The sequence below is a fragment of the Avibacterium paragallinarum genome, assembly GCF_900450705.1.
In the GTDB taxonomy this organism is placed as follows: Bacteria; Pseudomonadota; Gammaproteobacteria; order Enterobacterales; family Pasteurellaceae; genus Avibacterium; species Avibacterium paragallinarum.
In genome coordinates, this window is record NZ_UGHK01000002.1 from 703,488 (window position 1) to 721,501 (window position 18,014).

Sequence of the window (18,014 nt, forward strand, 5' to 3'; positions counted from 1 at the left end):
CAATCGGGGTAAAAATAAACCAATCAACTAAGGATTGGCAGGTTTGATGTCGTTTAGTGGATTGATTGAGGGTAGCATATCTTTCAGCAATCCACCCCCACCGATAAAAAAATCCGCAAATTGATATCTCGTCCCGTTTATCAAAACGGGGAATAAATGCCCTCGATATTGATTAAAATGTTTATCGAGCTGATGAGATAAACGATATTGCTGACCGTGTAGATTGGCAACGGTATGATTAAGTACAATCTCTTCAATGGCCTTGATCTCAGGTGAACCTAAATGAGCTAATAATGCCCCTAATACCGATTCACCGATTTTTGTGGTATCTTCGCCAAGCTGAATACCTTGTGCTAATTTCAATGCGTTTTTAAGTGCCGACCACGCCCCCATTGCATTAGCCGGTGTCATTCGGTATTCAACCTCATCTAATTGAAAAACAAACTCTTGCATTGTTATACTCCTTTCTCAAGATTAAGCGTCATTTTTTCAAATTCAATCACCCAAGTTTGAGCGTTATGCCCCGCCCCACGCGTAAAACCGGTTGGGGTGGTGAAATAGCCTTTCGTTGCGGTCACCACATCATCATTAAGTAAATCTCGAATAGATAGGGTCATCGGGCTAAAGGTTTTAATCGCGGATTTTTGTTGGTTAAATAATTTACTTAAATACGCATTGTCCTCAGAATGTTGCTTAATTTTTAGGGTAAGTTTGCCTGACGCATCAGGATTTGCCACAAAAACCCCTGTGCCATTTGCTCCAATTGTCCAGCTCCCCGCATCTTGATTTTGCACCGCACTAATCACATCAGCACCGTCTGCCCAATCACTAATTTCTCTGCCGTCTAACAAAACAATCACTTGTTTTGGATCAAAAACCGCCATAAAGCCTCCTTATCGGTTATAGTTAATAATGACATCAGATTGATGGATTGCCCCCGCTAGCTTCACCGCCGTTTGAATTGGCGTGGCTTTGCGTTGCTCTCGATCGCTATCAGAAAGCGTATCCATTGGAGCGGCCCAAACATAATAGCCTTTTTCGAGATAATCGTTCGTATTGAGATTTCCAAAGCTGTCGCCAGTCCATTGACCAGGTGCAAAAGCCCCGTTATTAATCCCCTCTTGGCAAACTTTTTCCACCGCTGAAATTAAAATTGCCTGCCCTTTATCGGTAAGTGGAATTTTGGTTGGGGATTTATATAACCGTGCAAACACTTCTTTTTGTACGGCATCAGTAAACCAATCTAAGATCACAATTTCATCCGCAAATTTACCGCCAATAACGGTTCCCTCAGCTAACATTGCTACATCGTCATAATAGGTATAAAAGTTGATCCCTAATCGTTTCGCTTTATTCGCTTCAGTTAAGGTGACATCATCTGCGGTAATGGTGGGCTGCTGTTTAAATTTGAGTGTGATGGTTGAATTATTCGCGGCAAAATTCATCGCAAGGAGGCGAGCCATTGCGGAAGACGCGGCGTACATATCATCTTTATCGTAAATCGCCAGCGTATGATCTAAGCCGGCATCAAATAATTTTTTATAAATATTGCCTGTAGTAAATTCTAACTGTTCAGAGCGGATCACATTTGCCCCAAATAATTTTGTATTGGCTTGTGCGTATTTTGCTGCGGTTTCTACCTGTTCATCGGTTAATTGTGCGGCGAATAAGAAACCATAGAAATTATTATTGACCTCCGCAAAATTAAATAAGGCTTCACCGATCGTTTCCGCATTGAAACTTATCTGATTTTTACCGATAATCTGACTAGCTTGTCCGTTTTCCAGCTTAAGCATTGCTCCGATATAATCGCCATCGCTACTATCGGCAAAAACATAATGAAGTAACGTTGTCTTATCCTCACCTGCCGTTTTCGCACTAAAAATAAAACGGTTACCCGTTTGATCGTAGCTCACTTGAATTTTAAGTGCGGTGAGTTTTTCCTGAATTTTGCTCGCAATCGCAGCAAAATCCGCACATTCACTAAAATTTAACCCCGTTACTTTTTGAATCGTACTGCCTTGCGTAAAGGCAAAACAGCCGTTGGTAATTTTCTTAAAGGCTTCTAGCGTATGGTTAAGGGTGGCACCCCGCAATTCATTTTTGGTCGCCTCAATGGTTTTTGCGTTTTTCTGCCAGCGTCCAATAATTAATTGTTTTGCTCGTGGGCTTTGGGCAAAAAAAGGCAATGCCGCTTTTGCCGTTTCGCTTTCCGTCCCAAAGGCAAGCTCCACCTCACGTTGGCTATTAACGTATAGATAGCGGGTTTTCATATCTGTAAACACATTCCCCGCCTCGGGGGTAAATAATACCACTACGCCAAAATCTTTACGTGAAGCAGATTTTGGCACGGTATTAAGTTGTACATTGACAATATTCGAAATCGATAATGCCATAGCTTATCTCCTTATATTTTTGGTTAATTGCTGATTGGTTGCGACATCAACTTGTGCGATTGCTTCAAGTGGTGTTTCGATAATAATTTGATGAGATAAGGTGAGATCCATCTGCCCGCGTTCTTCATAGCCGCCACCGAGCGTTGCCGTAAGATTGCGTACAGCAGAATAATCAATGATCGCACAGTGCATTGCGTTGAATACGTCAATCATTGCTGAGCTTTGCAGTACACTGCGTAATTTATTGACAAGCGTGATCGCCCCTGTCCCATAGGCTGAAAGGCTAATTGTTGATAAACAGCTCGTGGTGATCCGCTCAGTCTTACCATTAAATGCTCGCCTGCTCTGCCCGATTTCCTCCGTTGAGAGTAAATCAACCGTAACAAAAGCACAGGGGTAACGCTGACCTTTTGGTAGATAACCACTTATCACACTGTGTTCAGGTAATTGTAAAGCCTGTTGAATGGCCTTGCGTAGTTGCACTAAGTCGAGTTGCGAAATAGTGGTAGTAACCATAGTCCCCCCAGTCTGTCGCACTTGTAATACGGTATTTGAAATGACGAAATAGCACTAAATCCCCGCATTTAAGCGGTTCTTGCGTAAAAATTTTCAATGTGGGTAAATAACGCTCCCCCTCAGGAAGTCGTTGAAGATCGTTAGCACTTGCGGGAATAACAATCGCCACCCTCATTTCTTCTGTGAAATCCGTTTCATCTTCGTTAGCAATAAAAACGGTTACCGTTTTACGAAAAAGACTTGAGCGAAATCGCCCTGATTGGTTAATCATCTCACCACTCCTTTAATTGATTGCCGTAAACGCCCCGTATCAATTAAGGGTTTACTTGATTTCTTGCGTTTTATCGTTGAAGGTGCATTTTTCGCCCAATCACCCTGTTCAATGTTTTTCTGAACATCAGCTTGGGCAATTTGAGCGATTTTACTTAACAAATGGTGTGCGTCCTCTCCGTTGTTAATGCCCTCACGATAAAGTGCGGTGTATTTTGCGGTATTTTCTTTCAGCGTTTGCGTTAAAAAAGGACGTGCTGGAATGCGTTTATCCGCTGAACCAAACTCTAAAACAGCCGCTAAAGTCGCAAGATTAAACCCCTCTTCCAACACCGCGTTATCCTCAGCGGGAATACCCACAGCAATATCACGTTTAGCTAACTGTTCCAGTTTTGTTGCCAGTTCTTGGATCGCATTTTCCCCATTCCATTCCACACTCATACCACCATCACCCCTATGCCAACAAGATTGCGTAATCGAAGATACTCCTGTCCATAAGCGGTTAAATGGTAAGCCTCACCGCCGTTAGGCGGTATAGCATAACTTGCCGATAATTCGCCCACACTTTCACTAGCCAATAACGCAATTGGTCCTCCCGCATTTTCACTCACCCTTTTACGCATTGCGATAAAATGAGCCGTTAATGCCAACACACCGCGACAATACAGATGACGCCATTGCCTTTCGTCAATCTCTTGTTTTGCATCCTCAATAAAAAAGCCGATGGTATTATCATCGGCTCGCTCAAATTCAGGATAACGCCCCTTAAAGGCTTCAATGGTTGGCATTTTGCCTCCTAATAGTCAATGTATAATGCAGAATCAGGCTCGAGGAAGGTTACGCCACCAAAAGCCATACGTAATCCTGTTTCATAAGTGACCAAGCCTTTTTCTTTCGCCCCTAATACACTCGGCGACATCGGCACATCAAACACCACATAATTTGGATCGTTAATATAAGCAATCGCCCGTGTTTTACCCGTCGTCACTTGTGTACCAAAATTAGACGGTAACGCTTTAATTGATACCGTTTTCCCCGCAGCCGCACTTAAATTTTTTGTCAAATATTCAAGAGCGCTAATATCGGTTTTATCACGGGTAAGTAACGCAAGATGAGCCAAGTCCATACCGTCAATGGCAAAGACATTCGGCGTATCAATACGGTGTGTTTTTTCCATTCCACGCAAGAAAATCTCTTTGAAGAAGGTAACCGCCTCCTCAAAGCTCATCGTTTTCACCGCTTTTTTAACTGTCGGTGAATAAACCTCCACACCAGAAGCATTTAACAGCCCTTTTAAGCGAGTATCACGCCCGTGTCCCAAAAACGCCACTTTCTGCAAGGTTTGTTGAGCATTTTTGTTTAATGCCATAATTTTTTGCGTATCTACCGCCACATTAAACAATTTAGCACGCTCTAGCTCAATCTGATTATATTGCACGGTTTTGATCCAATCTACAATCGGCGTACGTGCGTGATTAAAGGTGACAGAAACTTGATCAAAGGTCGTGGTGTTATCGCCAACTAAACCACTATCTAAATCCCCTGAAATATCTGCACCAAAGTGGATTTTTTCCGTTATCCCCACGCCACCATTTTGATCGACGTGAACAAATTGAGGAAACACAATTTCAGGGTATTTCGTTTGTGTCATTTGCCCACGCACTTGCGTTAATGCACTAGTTAAATAAGATAATGCCATTTTAATTTACTCCTATAAACGTGTAATTTCTGCTAAATGTTCCGTGGCATTGATGACCACAAAATCGGTGGCAATGGTTTTACCGCTATCTTCAGCTTTATCAATCGTGCCAACCTCTTTATCGCCATTTTTCACCGCTCTTACATAGACCTTATCGCCACGCACAACGCTAACGCCCTTACCAACGGTAACCCAAACACTGTCCCCTTGCGTAATATGCATCACATCGACCAAATCATTGGGCTGAAAATCATCTTTAATTAGCGATCGCACAATCACCCCCGCAATCACATCTGTTAGCGCACTTAATGGCTTAACGCCTCCTGTCGCGTCAATGGCAACAAACAAGCCCGCCTGAATAGGACTTTTGCCTTTAAATTGTTCTGAAGTGGTTTTCGCACTGGCTAATCCGCCTTTACCCACTTCCCCCGCAAATGTACGAGTAGTGCTATTTGCATATGCCATTATTGTTGTCCTCCATAGAGTTTATTAAAATCAATGCCCACCGATTGAGGCTTGCTATCGTTTAAAAATGCCGAGCCTAACTGGTGATCTTGCAATTTCTTACTGATATTTTTTGCCGCTTGATACATCCCCTCAATCGCCTCATCAGAAAGGGCGGTTAAGGTTTCAGCGGGAGCAATACCACTATGAACAATCACTTTTTCTTGAATTTGTCTAACCGTATCACTATCAGCAAAACTCAAATCAGCGGAAATCATTTTTGCATCAGCCAACACAGCGGAACGTTTCTGAGCAGTTACACTCGCCTTAGCCTCATCTTCAAGTTTTTGAATTTTAGCTTTCAATTCCGCATTCTCTTTTACTAGTGCTTCATCTTTCACGTTTCGTTTCTCCTTTTCTTTTTCCTCATCAGAAGCGGCGTTTTTTTCTTTTTTAGCAGACTGTTCTGCGGGTTTTTCAGGTTGATTCTCTCCGCTTTTTTTCTTAGGCATTTCACTGGTTTGCTCATCATCCTCTTCTTCAATTTGCTTTTTCTGCTCATCAGAAAGGCTGATACCAAAAACGCCTAAGATAGAGTCAAGAAGTTTCACTTTTTTGCTCATCGCATTCTCCTCATCGGCTAGCTTAACCGTTCCCCCGCAGCGACCTCTAGCCACAATCGCCACGTGGTTGCCGATCATCGGCGACATCTCATAATCAGCCCCATTGACTTGAGTTTGCGTCAATTTACAGTCATACCCACAAGAAAGCTCTTGAATGCCGTGATCTTGAATAAGGCGAATGGTTTCCTCATCATAAATCCACGCCTCCCCTTTTAGCGTATCTTGATCACGCACGACATTGCGAACTACCCCAACAGAAAGGGCTTTCCAGTTTTTCGCATTTACATTTTCCTTAGGGTGGCCCACCGTAATAGGCACGCCCTCAAAACTTTTTATGGTTTCATTCCCGAATAACGAGCCTTCCGTTCGGGCAACCTTTTTCACCGCTTTTTGATTACCTACATTCAACTCACTATCTAAATAATCAAAAATCCCCACCTTAGACAAGGTAGCCGGCACGACTAAATAACCGTCTTTAGTAAAGGTGCGTGCGGTCTGTGCTTTATCATTAAATCGCATAGCCACTCCTTTTTTAGGCATAAAAAAACCGCACTAAAAAGTGCGGCCTGTTTTGGTTTAATTTTTCCTAATCGCTTGTTTTGGTTTTTTCTAAGCGTTTGATAACTTGCTCCACAGTCAAATCATCATTCATCGAAATACGGCGATAATATTCAATGGCAAAAGGATTAGTCCGTAAATCATTAATCTTGCGGGCTATCTCCGCTTTTGTGGGTTTATAGGCTTCTGCTTCGGCAAGTTCACGCTCTGTTTTTTCTGCCCTTTTCTTGTCCATTTCTAGCCAAGCATCAAAATCGGAATAACCTTCAAATTTAGCCAACTCTTTTTGCTGTTCTAACGTTAATCTCATATTTATTCCTCAATAAGTTCAACGAGATAAGTTTTCTTAAACCAACCTTTCTGTTGCACGTTTCTCACATAAAACCTTTTCTTAGTTTGGAATAATACCTCTCTTTCGTGAGGATATAAAGAGATTTGTTCAATATCTCGCCCTGTTTTGCCGTGAATGATAAATTTCACATTTCCCGAAAAGCCTATATTTTGCTCTGTTTTAGACGTGCTTGTAAATTGATATTCCTCCACAATCGCCCCTTGTTGGTAGCGGGCTAGAAAGGCTTTAAGCTCTTTCTTCGACAATTCAATATTGCGATACGTGGTTTTATTATGTACGGGTATCTTCTTCAGTGCGTTATCTAAGGTTTTTGCTAATACTAACTGCTCGGCACTGGCTGTTCCTGTCCTTAACGCTTTATTTAATGGTCGGTGGATTGCCCCCGTATAAGCTATGACTGACATTGCCTCACTACGGGATAAGCGATACGCCGCAATATTCGGCACGATTTTAGTCAAATGCTCAGCAACAAAATTAAATGCGGTTGCTCCGATTAAGCCTTTTAATAACCGATCTTCTTCAAACTGTTGTGTGAGTCCTACCACAAGTTTTTCGCTATCTTTGCCGAAATAAGGTAAAGCAACACAACGGCAGTTTACCTCGTGCGTCGGATGTCCTGTCGGTGGTGGACTCGCCCAGCTAAAAATTTTCCCCTCGTTTTCCGCGTGGCTTTCTCGCACTCGCTCATCACCGGAGGTTGACCAGATATAGTGGGTAATCCCTAACGCCTCCTGCTGTGCTTGGTCAATCGCTCCGTTAAATTTGCTTGATTGATCTCTTGCGATCAGTTTGGCTCTTTTTTCGGTGATATTGCCAATCTCTTTGAGTGATTTAAGTAGATCACGGTTTAATTTGCCATTTAATACGGATTGATGTACTACAGTTTGCACTTTATCCAAATATTGGTTATGAATGGATTTAATCAGTTGTACATTGGCTTGAGCAAGCTGGTTTACCTTATCGTTCACTGTAGGGTTGCTTTGAATATAGCTTTTTAAATCAAGCCCTGTGGCTTGCTGTAGGCGTTGGCTAAAATCGTTATCGTGCTGAGCTTTCGCTCGTTGAGTAAAGCCACCTGCGATACGGCTTGCCATTTCATCAATCTTTTTTTCCCCTAAGCGATTGAGCTTGTCGAGTAATGCAGTGCGATCATCATTAGCAGCATCGTGAAATTGCGACGAAAAAAAAGTGCGGTTATTTTCCACCGCACTTTCAATTTCATCTCGCAACTGCTTCACGAACAGTAACAATTCCCGCTTATACCAGATTTCTGCCCGCCTACTGTTCTTGATCGGCTTGTATCGCTTCAGTTTGATCAGCTTGTTGTTGCGAAGAAGCTCAGGTAAATTCATCAACATCTTGTTGCTCCTCAAGTAACGCAATATCTTCTGCTGAGATATTGGCAAATAACCCATTTTCATTGAGTTCATTCGCCACCTGCACTTCACTCAATACGCCATTTTGAATAAAGATATTCATTGCATTGGCAAAGCTTGTTAAGGCATTCATTTTTTGCTCAAAACTGATTTCTTGAAGGCTCGGAAACTCAAACCACCAATCTTTCGGCTGAAACCCTATCACCATTTGGGCTAATAATGGGTCAAGCCGTTCAAATAATGGTCGTAGTCGGCTTTCTTGCAATGCGTGAATGCTTTCGTGGAAGTTTTGAATATCTTCATCACCACTGGCTAAACCGCTTACGGATTGTCCGAATAATATCGTCACAGGCATATCAGCGGCACCCGCTACGGCATTGCGAAACTCCACTAATAACTCTTTTAATCCCGTAAAGGTTAGCTCTTTTTGTTCATACTCACTTTCACCGTCAATCAATAAGCAGTTTGTAATCGATTTAATATTTTGTATATGGCTCATTGCTTCAGTGATGCTTTCCGCCCCACCTGACGCAAGCTTAACGTTAAGCCCGGATATTTTAAAAATATCCGTCTTGCTCTCAGTGACCAACTCACCAATATTAATACTGAGCATATCAAAGCGTTTAAGCGTAGGGTAAATGCCCTCTAAATCAGAAAAACCAAACAACGAATTATCACTTTCACTGCGATACGCTCCCTGCATTAAATATAAACGGGAATGATGCACCTCAATTTGACCGTTGAGGATATAGTAATTATATTTGCCAAAATTAGCAGAAAGGATATCTGTGTTTTTATTGCCTTTTCCTTGTATTAAATTTGGCTTAATCACTAATAAACGTTCAATGACTTGATTTGAGTTTAATGGAGATTGCACGCTCGCATTCGTTAAAATGAGTACACCGCACCCACCGTAAAGGCTTGTTGTAATACAAGCCTCTTTTGTGATTTCTTGCAATTTTAAGCGACGTTCTAGATCGTAAAAGCCATTAAGCTGTTTGGCAGCTAAATCATTCGATTTAATCTCCCGCCATTTACGCGTCATATGCTCCGCTCTTTTTAAGCAGACTTTTTGGGCAATCCAATTTTCCGCCCATAGCGTATCAAGCTCTTTTTGATTATCTGTTAATTTTACAGAGGGCTGATAAGTTGCCTGCTCTTGTCGTCGCCCCAACGCCATTGACATTGAGGTTAAACTATCATTTATACTTGTTGTCATAGTGCGTCCCAAATTGCGATATTGCCCGCGATTAAATCATTAATTGCCATCACTAAAGCATCTACCTGATCGTCGTGCTTGTGGCTATCTGTTGCCGTAAAGGCTTCACACTCATCAATAAAATCATTGATCCAATGAGCGGATTGCGGAATGACCACATAACCGCTTTCAATATAACCTTGCACACCCAAAACACGGGTATATTTGTCTGAATCAACCGGTATAGGATTAATTGGAATTTGCGTTTTCCGTCTAATCGTTTGAATAAGGCTCGTTCCGCTTGATTTATCTTCTACGTTCACCTTAGTAAGCAAGCCTGACGATCTATCTTGCTGATGTTTAGCCCAAACATCTTTAAGTTTCTGCTCAAGCTCAGGGGCTTCCCATTTCCCTCTAATCAGATCGATAAGATATACCTTACCGTCATCACCTTTACCCGCAACGAGAAACACCGTGTAGTCATTATGCTGCTTGGTTTTCTGTGCGGTATCGGCATAAATCGCCTTTAATTTAATCGGCGGAAGGGTTTGGTATCGCCCAAACCACCGCCCTTTGATAATGCCTCCACCTTTGCTTGATGGACGTTGCTGATAGAGTGCGTTCCAAGTATGAACCCCTACCGCTTTACGAATATTTTCGAGGCGTTCCAGTGAAAAGCGTTCAGGGTGTAATGGATCACCCTCTTTGCGAAACGCCTCGTCTTTTTCCGCAATGGCAGGAAAGCTGATAATTCGCCATTGATCGCCCCCTTGCTCCATCTCTTTAATTAATCGCCCCGCTAAATCGTCCTCGTGCCAGCGGGTCATCCCCAATAACACCCCACTTTTAGGCGATAATCTTGTATAAAGTGTTGTGGTGTACCAATCCCAAATACTATCCCTAACAGTTTGTGAGTTAGCCTCTTTCGCGTCTTTTACAGGGTCATCAATGATCGCAATATCCGCCCCCATTCCTGTAATCCCGCCGCCAACGCCCGCACTACGATATGCCCCGCTATATCCCAATATTTCAAAAATCTCGCTATTGCGTAAGGCTTGCCCTGAAAGGGTTGAAATGCGTTTACTATTCAACGAACTTTCTGGGAAAATATTGTGATAAATCTCATCATCCATAATCCGCTGTACATCGCGATTCATACGGCTAGCTAAGTCTGCGGAATAAGAACAAGCAATAATCTGCAAATCAGGATTTTTTCCAAACGCCCACGCAGGAAAACGACGGCTAAATAACTCGCTTTTACCACTACGAGGCGGTGCAAAAATCATCAGTCTTGGCTGTTTGCCATCAATCACATCTTGGTAAAATTGCTGGAGTTCTTGGGCAATGATCTGATTGAACCAGCCCGTAACAAAGTCAGGTTTCGTGTGAGTGGTAAAATGGAATAAGGATTGACGAGATTTTTCACGCTGAATTTGGTGCAATATTTCCTTTTTCGAGTAATTTTTCAAGTTGCTCAAGTTCATCAATATTCAATCCTGATAAATCCAATTCAGTGCGTTGCTCTATTTTTACTTCCCCCGAATGCTCCACCGTTTGCTTATCCCCATACTTTTTCGGGGCAACTTTAGTGATATACCATTTGCGGCTATCTACTCTTAGTTTAGCCACAGAAACATCTTCAGGAGTCGCACAGTCTGCGATGTCTAAGATTTCATCGAACAAAAAATCAGCTTGACTCTCGCGTGCACGCGCGTACTGCTGACAAAATTCATCATTTTCTTGCAGCCATCTATGCACTGTTCGACTTGATGGCATACCAGGTCTTTCACAAATTTTCCGTAAACTTTCCCCATTCGCTAATAAAGTGCAAATATCATCTGCCACTTCTTGCATAAATGAAGATGGACGCCCAACTTTCTTTTTTTCTTTAACCACGCCTCTTTTAGACGTGGAGTTAACCCCGTCTTTCTTTGGCATAGGTTAATCCTTATTTAATTTCTCCAGTAATACGAATTTTAAACATTGGCACATATTCAGGGTTGTGGATATTCAGCAGTCCCTCAATAAAAAAGCCGATTTGATCTGCGACAGTTAAAACCCATTCAGGAATAAAATTAGCCGCTTCAATAATGGGGGCTTCGCTATCAATATCTTTGACATAAACAGGAATACCCCAAAGCCATCCATAATGCGTGAAGCCTTCCTCAATCAATTTCTTTTTCGACTTATAAAGCATTCCCATTTGATTTACTCCACTCAATCACCCCACTTAACCGCCCCGCACAAATCTCACGTTCTTTCTGCACCACTCGCAAATAAATAATCGCCTCACCATAGGTTGAACCGCTAAAGGCAGTTTGCGGGCAAGGGATTAAATAAATACTCGGCGGCAGGTGATACTCCGTTTCAGTTTTTGTGCTGCAACCGCTTAATAACATCATCAGGCAAAGGCTCGCGGCTACAATCCTGCCCTTTAATCCTTTTATAAATAACGCGAATATCTTCATCGGCTTTTTCTCGCTGTACTTGTTCAAGTGCGGTCTGTTTTTGTGTCGTTTTCCGTTCATCTTCGAGCTGTTTTGTTCTTTCTGCGAGATTATGGTTCAGTTGCTGTATGGTTTGGGCTTGCATTTGATTTTTGGCACTTAAGCTACTTATCCTCTGCGACTGATACCAAACCCAACCACATAAGCCCAAAATCACGCATAACCACAACAGCGAGGAATATTTACGGATAAACGGCACGATGTAATTCAAAATGCGGGCTATCATAAAAACGTTCATCTTCACTTTTCCCATTACCGTTCCAATCTCCACCCCAGCGAATGGTGACATTTAATTCTTTGGCCGCTCGAAACATTGCCTTCGCAATTTCCTTAAATTTATCCCGTTCTGACCAAGGGATTTTTCCTTCAACCAGCGGGGCTAAATCCACCGCGTGACCGGTTAAATGACGGCTATTCATTGTTTTAGTTGCCCCTTGCTTAAAGAGTTGGGCTTGGCGTGCTTTTGTTCTCACCCCTTCAATCACCGCAAAATCAACGGTGCTATATTCAAGGGCTTTTCGCACTACCTTAACCAAATCATCGTGAACACCTTGTAAATGCTTTTCACTACGTTGGCTAAATTTAAACATCTTTATTCACCCGCTTTTTTAACGCCTGCATCAAATATTCACGGATTTTCTCCGCACCAATAAACCCGAGCATTCCCCCGATAAACGAGGCAAGGCTATCAGGGAAACCAAGATGATTTAACAGCGACATACTTGATAAGGTTAAAGCACCACAAATTGCCCCATCCAATATCCGCTGGCGAAAACTCGTTTTCTGACGCAAAAAGGCAGCGCGTAGCAAAGACATAAAAAACGCCATCGTGAAACCCACAATGGCATTGTAATTTTGATGAATATATGCCCCTAAAATAAGCCATATATTCGGATCGTTGTTTGGCATTTTCATCACTCCGCCTCCTTTTTGAGGCAATAAAAAGCCCACCTGTTACAGTGGGCTATAAGTTCTGCTAAGATAAAATTCCATGAGGATACAATTAAATCTATTTTATCAACCAAAATAGAATCATCTTCTCTTCCTAAAGAGGAAAAATCATCACTACTCAACATTTTAAAAGGGTTGAGCGGAAAAGCCCTAGAGCGGGTAATAACGAAATTGGTAGATCTTGGATTTGAGAATGCGGATCAAGCAATCCCTCTGCTGAAAATAGCGTTTGAGTCCTTGCAGAAATCTGTTTCTTAAACACAAGATTTGCTATTAATTCACCTGACTGATTACGAATAGGTAATAAAACCTCTTCTAGTTCCTTTTTCTGGCAAGAGTTAGGAACGGAAAGCATTAATCTATCGTTTTCATCTATCCAAAGCTCTATACCTAAAAAAGTAAAAGGTTGAATAAAACCGCTTTCAGCTTTCATCATTCCTCCAATATTGAGCTTCTAAGTTTCAAATAAAAAGCCCCGACCGTTTCCGATCAGGGCTGTTAAAAGTTTGCTCACTCTATTTTGTTACATCTCTAACACAAACGCCAACACCTCTTCCATTGATGAAAACGTGAGTTTGTTTAAATCTTGCTTAATCAACACAATTTCAAATGAGCCATCAATATCTGTCCACCCTAACTCGGCTAAACGTTTTATCATCGCTTGATACTGCATAATCTCCGCGGATAAATCACCCGTTTGAATCGCATTAAAATATGCTCGTTTTAAATTAACACTAAAGCCATAGGATTGATTTAAGTAATCGACATCAATAGTAATATCTGCACCAATAAAGCTATCTGCTGGATCAGAAAATTGAATACGTATATTCATTGAGCCTTTATAGTTAGCTTCAATCGTGCTTGGAATATTATTTATTACGGTAAAACCTTGCTCTTGTAAAAAAGAAACTGCTTCATCTACCATTAACGAAATTGCGTTTTCTTTTTTATCTCGCAACACACTCAAACGTTGTTCAAATAACGCATTACATTCTGCCTTTAAATCTGCAAGCTGTTTACGCAATTCAAATGACATAGTTATCTCCTTTTAGGATTGACCAAATGCAGAGCAATTTATAGTGAAAAATAAACCTACAAAAAAGCCCTAGATTGTATTCTAGGGCTGTAAAAATTCATTCGTGCGTTTTAAACGTGCAAAACCGCACTATAGATAAAATCATACACTTTTAGTCTAGACAAAACAAGTGTTTTCTTCGCATTACGCCAAAAATATGCATCGTTCCTTGCTTAACATTAATTTAAGAGAAATTTCAGCGATCTTAATCTGATTAAAATAATGTGCTTTGCTAATCCCAAATCGTTCCAAAATCCCCATTCTTACTAACGCACGATTGTGATCGTACTCATTATAAAGTGGCAACCGGTAGGCATAAGTTGCCATAAATAAATCGTAAAGCTCAGGTGTTGCTTTACGCATCACTAGCACGCAACGCTCGATTTCCTCAGCTAACGACTCACTAACGGGATCAACTCGTCTTTTGCTCTCATCAATCGGCGTGGGAATGCTCACCGAAAGGCAAGGATATTCCGTGCCTAATCGTGGTGTGGCCCAATAGCCCCATTGTGTACAAACTTTTTTAATATCGTTAAAAACTAATTCCATTGCTTACCTCGCTTTTCTAACCACTTCGCTTTCCGCTCAAAAATCCGCTTAATCCGCCTTAAATCCTCATCGCTATAATGCCTTGGGCGTTGGTCGTTTTCGATTTCTCGCACCTTTTCAATACCCAAACGCTCAATCAGCCCTATGCGATATTCGTGGTAATTTCCGCCCAACCATCGATTGCAGCGTTTGCATTGACCAAAAATATTAAGCGTATAAAACCGCAAGTGCGGGGCTGAACCACGGCTACGATAATGCCCCGCATCAAATCCCCCGCCTAATTTCTCGCTAATCAACGGCGTACCGCACGAGATACATTCCTTATTCGCATCACGAAAACGGATATATTTATTCACCGCACTTTGAGCTTCAGCAATGAGTTGATTATGCGTTTTATTCTTTTCCTTAAGTGCGGTCATTCTTTTGCGAGTTTCTGCCCGTTCTGCTTTTGCAATTTTTTCCCGCTTTTTTCGTGATTGCTCTGCAGACAACTTTATCGCACAAGGTACACCGCACACTTTTTGCAGGCTGCTGACTGTCTTTGTGTAATAAATGCCACAGACTTTGCACTTATGCTGTTTTGGTGCTTTTGCCATTAAACTTCCCAACCTTCCATAATCATTAATTCATCTCCCAATCTTGACAATCCGCCACTAAGCAATTTTTAATAGCCGTAAAAGCCTTGCTTGTCGCTAAATCTCACCCCTTGCTCTGCTGCCCACGCTTCAATATAATCAATCAAACTCGCTAACCGTTTCACGCCCATTTGTGCCGTGCTTTCACGTAAGTTCAACACTTCGCCCTCTAGCCCAATCGCCATTTCAGCTTGTCCGCCCGTTGCGATTTTGTGAGCGGACACCATAATCATTTTCCACGTTTCAATATCTCGCTTTTTGCCCTGAAACTCGCATTGTTTGGCAATATCGCCAAGCATTGCGTGGAGTTTTGCATTCTGTGCCAACGTACGCGTTAAGGGCTTTATTTCCACCACTACGGGGTTTTTATCATCTAGGGCAAGGGAATGTATTACCCCAATCGCATTCGCCTGTATGCGAGCGTTACGCAAGAAAAAGCGTTGTTTAGTTTCCATACCCACCGCACTTCTTCACAAAATCTAACGTAACCGAACGCTGTAAGAGCCAGTCAAAAACATATTTCGGCGTGCACCACGTGTCTTTGTCGAATTGTTGTTCGGTCATCATTTCATCCCTAAAATCGCTTTGCATTTTTCAATGCCGTGTTGATTAATTTTTCTTTGCACTTCAGGCGGAACAAAGCTCGGTTTCGCTGGCAGGGTGATTTGCGGTTTAGGCAACGTTTCGCCCGCTTCCAAGCGTGCTGCCATCGCTTTCAACGCTTTGCTCACTGCTTTGCACAATTTTTCTTCCGTGGCTTCTCGGTTGTTGCAATACAAATCCGTCAGCAGCCAATATTCCGCATCGCTCTCAAAGTGGAATTTGTGAATTTCCAACATTCCGTAACCTTGAAATTTTTTCAGGCGGTCGTAAAGTTCGTCTTCGTTCGGCAAGCCTAACGCTTCAAAGCGATCTTGCTTGCACCAAGAAATAAACTTGCCCACACTTGGGAAATAATCATCCGGTTTCGACCGCACTTTACGCATTCCCGCACGAACTTGCTCAATGGTGCGAATATTGTTTTCCGCAAAGCCTAAAACCCAAGTGCGCTTGGTGATGGGTAGCTGCACTTCGTCAAATTGACTACGCATTGCTGGGCAAGCGGCGAATAACTGCGAAAAAATTTGATCGACCAGTTTTTCAATCTCGCTTGGCAAGCGTTGAGATTTTCGCTGCGTCGTAGGCAATTGAGATTGCATTGCCATTGCGTTTTGCATTGTGTGTGGATTAACTTGAGTGATCACAGCATTCCCCTCCAACCCTCGTCAGTGTTCCATTCAATCGCATTCAGCTCTGAAACTGTTTTGCGCTGTGGTTTTGCGTTATTTTTCTTCACCGTGAGCTGATCCCATTTCTCCCGCAGCTTGGCAGGGCTAAGAATATTGGTTTTCCAGAACAAGTCTTGGTTTGCCCACTGAAACAGTCCGCAAATTTCCCTATGCGTTCGCTTATCACGCTCACGCATCAGGCGGATCTCATTCGCCCAGCTGTCGAAAGACGGCGGTTTGACGTCGGGGTTAAGTTTTTGAACTAATCCAAAAATCCACTGTGCGGCAGTCATATCATCATCGGAAAATTTAAATCGAGATTTTTTGCTCTCGCCGCCGTCCGAATTTTTTTCGGACGAAGAAGGAAGGTTAATTGACTGGTTAATAGAGTGACTGGTTCTGGGTGAAATATTTTCACTAGGGGTTGGTGAAATATTTTCACTAGGGTGGTGTAAATTTTTCACTACCCTTAGTGAATCATTTTCACTAGGTAGTGCAGAATTTTCACCATCTCGATCAAGGTGTAACACATATAAATTTGAGGTGTTACCCTCTGGTGTTTTGCGTGTTTTTTTCTCAACAAAGCCTGTTTCTATCAATGCCTCAATATGCGAGATCGCACTGCGACGGGTAATTTCACACTGATCCGCAATGTTTTGGTAAGACGGAAAACAAATGCCCTCATCATTAGCGTTGTCCGCTAATTTCAATAATACTAATTTGCGGGTAGGGTTACCCACTTTGCACTGCATTGCTTTAACCATTAGTAACATACTCATAGCATTAACTCCGAAGCATAACGTTGTGCGATCCACTCAATACCTTTGCCCGTTACTCGCGTTTGCGTGTAATTGTGATCGTGATCAGTTGTCCCCGTTTTCACGGTAAATAAACCTTGTTGCTGTTTATCTGCATAAGGTAAGAGGTTGCCAGATTGACGATATAACGCCTTATCTTCAATAAGGCGGATAATCATTGCTTTCTCCGGCATATTTAAAATTTTGGCGGTTTCTCGCAGGGATTTGCTTGTGCCAACGTCAACATAATGATCAACAAATGCTGCTTTAGGTTTTAGCTCCTTGTTTTCTAATGCAAGAGCTTGATTTTGTCGTTCTTTCTCAACCAACGCCTCTAATGCCTGCAAATAGTTTTGAGGCAAAAGTGCGGTGCTTTGTTGCTGATTTTCTAGTTCAAGCCAGCGATCAATAATTCTCTTACGCAGAATGACGTTATAACCAGAAATAACTGTTAACGTTGCAGATTTGTCTAAATAATAGATTGGATAGCGTTGATTATTTTGAGAATTAACTTCATACTGGCACACAACACCGCCAATGGGGGTATGTCCAAAAAGTTCTACACCCTCTTTCTCACTCCAATCAAGAGATTTAACATTGATACCTCGTTCTATTTGTAAAATAGCTCCAACATAAGCTCTAATATCTCTTAATACGTGGTTATGTTGTTTTCCGCATAACTCCGCAATCTCACGACTGCTCATTTTTATGCTTGCATTTTGTTCCGAAATCATTGATAATCCGTTCATAGATAATTCCTTTCTAATGAATTACCACCGCTGTAATGGTGGTTTTTTATT

At 42.0% G+C, this 18,014-nt stretch carries 28 protein-coding genes; all 28 read right to left on the bottom strand.

Translation table 11 applies throughout. The features are described from left to right. Window positions 1-27: 27 nt before the first annotated feature. The 28 genes from DXZ23_RS08085 to DXZ23_RS08215 all read right to left on the bottom strand — a co-directional run bounded on the left by DXZ23_RS08085 (window position 28) and on the right by DXZ23_RS08215 (window position 17,963). Window positions 28-453, bottom strand: a complete 426-nt coding sequence (locus DXZ23_RS08085; protein ID WP_017807100.1) for a phage tail assembly chaperone — start codon at window positions 451-453, stop codon at window positions 28-30. A 2-nt stretch (window positions 454-455) separates the two neighbouring features. Further along, window positions 456-884 (bottom strand): phage structural protein, encoded by a 429-nt coding sequence (locus DXZ23_RS08090; protein ID WP_017807101.1) that lies wholly within the window; start codon window positions 882-884, stop codon window positions 456-458. A 9-nt stretch (window positions 885-893) separates the two neighbouring features. Beyond that, a complete protein-coding gene (locus DXZ23_RS08095) occupies window positions 894-2,396 on the bottom strand; it encodes a DUF3383 domain-containing protein (RefSeq protein WP_017807102.1) in 1,503 nt (500 codons plus the stop codon). Between the two features lie 3 nt (window positions 2,397-2,399). Further along, a complete protein-coding gene (locus tag DXZ23_RS08100; protein WP_051052690.1) occupies window positions 2,400-2,912 on the bottom strand; it encodes a phage neck terminator protein in 513 nt (170 codons plus the stop codon). Next, window positions 2,836-3,183: a hypothetical protein gene (locus DXZ23_RS15245; RefSeq protein WP_017807104.1), complete on the bottom strand. Its 348-nt coding sequence runs from the start codon at window positions 3,181-3,183 to the stop codon at window positions 2,836-2,838. The genes DXZ23_RS08100 and DXZ23_RS15245 overlap by 77 nt, the downstream gene beginning before the upstream one ends. Continuing rightward, window positions 3,180-3,623: a hypothetical protein gene (locus tag DXZ23_RS08105; RefSeq protein ID WP_017807105.1), complete on the bottom strand. Its 444-nt coding sequence runs from the start codon at window positions 3,621-3,623 to the stop codon at window positions 3,180-3,182. The genes DXZ23_RS15245 and DXZ23_RS08105 overlap by 4 nt, the downstream gene beginning before the upstream one ends. Then, on the bottom strand, window positions 3,620-3,970 hold the full coding sequence (locus DXZ23_RS08110) for a DUF4054 domain-containing protein (RefSeq protein WP_017807106.1): 351 nt from the start codon (window positions 3,968-3,970) through the stop codon (window positions 3,620-3,622). The genes DXZ23_RS08105 and DXZ23_RS08110 overlap by 4 nt, the downstream gene beginning before the upstream one ends. Before the next feature lie 8 nt (window positions 3,971-3,978). Continuing rightward, window positions 3,979-4,881 (bottom strand): major capsid family protein, encoded by a 903-nt coding sequence (locus DXZ23_RS08115; protein WP_017807107.1) that lies wholly within the window; start codon window positions 4,879-4,881, stop codon window positions 3,979-3,981. Between the two features lie 12 nt (window positions 4,882-4,893). Beyond that, the gene (locus DXZ23_RS08120) at window positions 4,894-5,346 is read right to left on the bottom strand and encodes a structural cement protein Gp24 (protein ID WP_017807108.1); all 453 of its coding nucleotides are present in this window, start codon (window positions 5,344-5,346) and stop codon (window positions 4,894-4,896) included. After that, window positions 5,346-6,467 carry a DUF2213 domain-containing protein gene (locus tag DXZ23_RS08125; RefSeq protein ID WP_017807109.1) on the bottom strand — a complete coding sequence of 374 codons (1,122 nt, stop codon included), beginning with the start codon at window positions 6,465-6,467 and terminating at the stop codon, window positions 5,346-5,348. Before DXZ23_RS08125 ends, DXZ23_RS08120 begins: the two co-directional genes overlap by 1 nt. Before the next feature lie 67 nt (window positions 6,468-6,534). Next, window positions 6,535-6,816: a hypothetical protein gene (locus tag DXZ23_RS08130; RefSeq protein WP_017807110.1), complete on the bottom strand. Its 282-nt coding sequence runs from the start codon at window positions 6,814-6,816 to the stop codon at window positions 6,535-6,537. Window positions 6,817-6,818: 2 nt separating this feature from the next. After that, window positions 6,819-8,216 (bottom strand): phage minor head protein, encoded by a 1,398-nt coding sequence (locus DXZ23_RS08135; protein ID WP_051185301.1) that lies wholly within the window; start codon window positions 8,214-8,216, stop codon window positions 6,819-6,821. Continuing rightward, a complete protein-coding gene (locus tag DXZ23_RS08140; RefSeq protein WP_017807112.1) occupies window positions 8,197-9,453 on the bottom strand; it encodes an anti-CBASS protein Acb1 family protein in 1,257 nt (418 codons plus the stop codon). Before DXZ23_RS08140 ends, DXZ23_RS08135 begins: the two co-directional genes overlap by 20 nt. After that, window positions 9,450-10,874, bottom strand: a complete 1,425-nt coding sequence (gene terL, locus DXZ23_RS08145; protein ID WP_242510712.1) for a phage terminase large subunit — start codon at window positions 10,872-10,874, stop codon at window positions 9,450-9,452. The genes DXZ23_RS08140 and terL overlap by 4 nt, the downstream gene beginning before the upstream one ends. Continuing rightward, window positions 10,855-11,370 (bottom strand): terminase small subunit-like protein, encoded by a 516-nt coding sequence (locus tag DXZ23_RS08150; protein WP_017807114.1) that lies wholly within the window; start codon window positions 11,368-11,370, stop codon window positions 10,855-10,857. The genes terL and DXZ23_RS08150 overlap by 20 nt, the downstream gene beginning before the upstream one ends. Window positions 11,371-11,380: 10 nt before the next feature. Next, window positions 11,381-11,635, bottom strand: a complete 255-nt coding sequence (locus DXZ23_RS08155; protein ID WP_017806475.1) for a hypothetical protein — start codon at window positions 11,633-11,635, stop codon at window positions 11,381-11,383. After that, on the bottom strand, window positions 11,619-11,834 hold the full coding sequence (gene lysC / locus DXZ23_RS08160; RefSeq protein ID WP_223810410.1) for an Rz1-like lysis system protein LysC: 216 nt from the start codon (window positions 11,832-11,834) through the stop codon (window positions 11,619-11,621). The genes DXZ23_RS08155 and lysC overlap by 17 nt, the downstream gene beginning before the upstream one ends. After that, the gene (locus tag DXZ23_RS08165) at window positions 11,800-12,165 is read right to left on the bottom strand and encodes a DUF2570 family protein (protein ID WP_256593711.1); all 366 of its coding nucleotides are present in this window, start codon (window positions 12,163-12,165) and stop codon (window positions 11,800-11,802) included. Before DXZ23_RS08165 ends, lysC begins: the two co-directional genes overlap by 35 nt. Further along, the gene (locus tag DXZ23_RS08170) at window positions 12,122-12,529 is read right to left on the bottom strand and encodes a M15 family metallopeptidase (RefSeq protein WP_017806472.1); all 408 of its coding nucleotides are present in this window, start codon (window positions 12,527-12,529) and stop codon (window positions 12,122-12,124) included. The genes DXZ23_RS08165 and DXZ23_RS08170 overlap by 44 nt, the downstream gene beginning before the upstream one ends. Beyond that, window positions 12,522-12,854 (bottom strand): phage holin, lambda family, encoded by a 333-nt coding sequence (locus tag DXZ23_RS08175; RefSeq protein ID WP_017806471.1) that lies wholly within the window; start codon window positions 12,852-12,854, stop codon window positions 12,522-12,524. Before DXZ23_RS08175 ends, DXZ23_RS08170 begins: the two co-directional genes overlap by 8 nt. Window positions 12,855-13,008: 154 nt before the next feature. Next, a complete protein-coding gene (locus DXZ23_RS08180; RefSeq protein WP_130239081.1) occupies window positions 13,009-13,326 on the bottom strand; it encodes a hypothetical protein in 318 nt (105 codons plus the stop codon). An 87-nt stretch (window positions 13,327-13,413) separates the two neighbouring features. Continuing rightward, entirely contained in the window at window positions 13,414-13,926 is a 513-nt protein-coding gene (locus tag DXZ23_RS08185; RefSeq protein WP_017807600.1) for a hypothetical protein, read from the bottom strand. Between the two features lie 183 nt (window positions 13,927-14,109). Then, the gene (locus DXZ23_RS08190) at window positions 14,110-14,514 is read right to left on the bottom strand and encodes a hypothetical protein (protein ID WP_035695770.1); all 405 of its coding nucleotides are present in this window, start codon (window positions 14,512-14,514) and stop codon (window positions 14,110-14,112) included. After that, the gene (locus tag DXZ23_RS08195; RefSeq protein WP_114995489.1) at window positions 14,505-15,110 is read right to left on the bottom strand and encodes a recombination protein NinG; all 606 of its coding nucleotides are present in this window, start codon (window positions 15,108-15,110) and stop codon (window positions 14,505-14,507) included. Before DXZ23_RS08195 ends, DXZ23_RS08190 begins: the two co-directional genes overlap by 10 nt. Before the next feature lie 68 nt (window positions 15,111-15,178). Beyond that, window positions 15,179-15,604 (bottom strand): recombination protein NinB, encoded by a 426-nt coding sequence (locus tag DXZ23_RS08200; RefSeq protein WP_035695771.1) that lies wholly within the window; start codon window positions 15,602-15,604, stop codon window positions 15,179-15,181. Window positions 15,605-15,712: 108 nt separating this feature from the next. Continuing rightward, entirely contained in the window at window positions 15,713-16,393 is a 681-nt protein-coding gene (locus DXZ23_RS08205; RefSeq protein ID WP_017807422.1) for a replication protein P, read from the bottom strand. Beyond that, a complete protein-coding gene (locus DXZ23_RS08210) occupies window positions 16,390-17,196 on the bottom strand; it encodes a helix-turn-helix domain-containing protein (RefSeq protein ID WP_017807421.1) in 807 nt (268 codons plus the stop codon). The genes DXZ23_RS08205 and DXZ23_RS08210 overlap by 4 nt, the downstream gene beginning before the upstream one ends. Then, complete coding sequence (locus DXZ23_RS08215) at window positions 17,193-17,963, bottom strand: phage antirepressor KilAC domain-containing protein (protein ID WP_017807420.1); 771 nt, start codon at window positions 17,961-17,963, stop codon at window positions 17,193-17,195. Before DXZ23_RS08215 ends, DXZ23_RS08210 begins: the two co-directional genes overlap by 4 nt. Window positions 17,964-18,014 lie beyond the last annotated feature (51 nt).